The 1,642-nt window shown below is 72.0% G+C and carries 1 protein-coding gene and 1 pseudogene; both read right to left on the reverse strand.

The genetic code is table 11. The features are described 5' to 3' along the window. A pseudogene (locus AB0M20_RS42310) lies at positions 1–621 on the reverse strand (hypothetical protein); the annotation flags it as partial. Continuing rightward, positions 618–1,511, reverse strand: a complete 894-nt coding sequence (locus tag AB0M20_RS42315; protein ID WP_364307039.1) for an ABC transporter ATP-binding protein — start codon at positions 1,509–1,511, stop codon at positions 618–620. The gene AB0M20_RS42315 and the pseudogene AB0M20_RS42310, both read right to left, overlap by 4 nt. Positions 1,512–1,642 lie beyond the last annotated feature (131 nt).

Genomic DNA, 1,642 nt, shown 5'->3' on the forward strand with positions numbered 1-1,642 from the left:
CACAGCGGTCCCGGTCGCCGGCGTCCGGGTGGGAAACACCTGGGCGGCGAGGCCGGCGACCGCGGCGAAGTACATCCCCAGCACGCCCAGACCCACCCCGTGGATCAGTGCTCCGGCCGGCGGGGTGCCCGCGGCCAGCAGCACGGCACTGACCCCGCATCCGGCGGCGAAAGCGGCGGTCATGACAACCGTGACGTGCCGGGTCACGGCCGTGCGCACGGTGAGGCGGCCGGCGAGCAGCGCATCCCAGCGCCCGGCGTCTTCTTCGCCGCGGGTGATGCGGGTGGTGGCAAGGATCGCCCACACGCCGAGCAGGACGGCCACGAACGTGCCGACCCGCCAGACGGTGAACCCGCCTGCGTTGTCCAGCCCGACCGGCTCGCCGAACAGGGTGCGGATTGCCGGGTTCCCGGCCAGGGCCTGCAGGCTGCCGGCGGCGGCCGGATCGGCCATGACACCGGCGTAGGTCGCCGAGACCAGCGCCGACATGCCAGCGGCCAGGGTGATGACGATCAGGGAGCCGCGACGGATGTGCCGTAGCGCCAGGCGGGTCACCGCCAGCCGAGGCCTGCCGGCAAGCGCGATCCCGGTGGCGGGTGAGGTTGCTGTCGCTACGGTCATCGGGTGCTCCCGGTGCCGTAGTAGTCGAGGAAGATCTCCTCCAGGCTCGGCTCCCGCACCGTCAGGCCGGTGATGTCGGCCGCCGCCAGCGCCTGAAGGGCCGGCGAGGGTGGCCCGGTCAACGTGAACCGCAACTGCCCGTCCCCGGTCGGCTGCACGTCGTCGACGCCGGCGATCGCTGTCAGGACAGGTGGTGTTCCGGTGTAGGTGAGGGTGACCTCGGACCGATGCAGGGCGCGCAACTCGTGGATGGGCGCCACCTGGATCAGCCTTCCGGCGCGCAGGATCGCGACCCGGTCGCAGACCGCCTCCACCTCGGCCAGCTGGTGCGAGCTGAGGAAGACCGTCTGTCCGCGGTCACGGGCGGCGGCGACGGCGGTGCGGAACTCGCGTTCCATCAGGGGGTCGAGGCCGCTGGTCGGCTCGTCGAGCACGAGCAGCGGCGCGCGGGTGGCGAAAGCGGCGATCAGCGCGACCTTCTGCCGGTTCCCCGTCGAGTAGGTCCGGGCGGGCTTGGACGGGTCGAGGGCGAACCGTTCGACCAGCTCGTCGCGGTAGGCCAGGTCGACGCCCGGACCGGTGGACGCCTGCAGGTGCAGGATCTCCGCGCCGGTCAACTGCGGCCACAACGCGACATCGGCCGGCACGTATGCCAGTAACCGGTGCGCGCGAGCGACGTCCACGGCGTCGACATCGAACACCCACGCCCGGCCGGCACTCGGGCGGGCCAGTCCGAGCAGCAAGCGGATGGTAGTGGACTTGCCGGCGCCGTTCGGGCCGAGGAACCCGAACACCTCACTCGCGGCGACGTCGATGGTGAGGTCGTGGAGGGCGGTGAGCCGCCCGTACCGTTTGGTCAGGCCGGCGGCGCGCAGCGCGAAATCGCTCATCACGGGAGTCCTTCGTGGTCGTGCGGATATGACCGCCGACCAGACTTCCCGGCACACCTGCCCACACCGTAGCCGCAGCACACCACCCGAGCAGGGATCAGGCCGGCCACCGGCGGCCGGCGGTGACCTGC

The sequence above is a fragment of the Actinoplanes sp. NPDC051633 genome, assembly GCF_040681735.1.
In the GTDB taxonomy this organism is placed as follows: Bacteria; Actinomycetota; Actinomycetes; order Mycobacteriales; family Micromonosporaceae; genus Actinoplanes.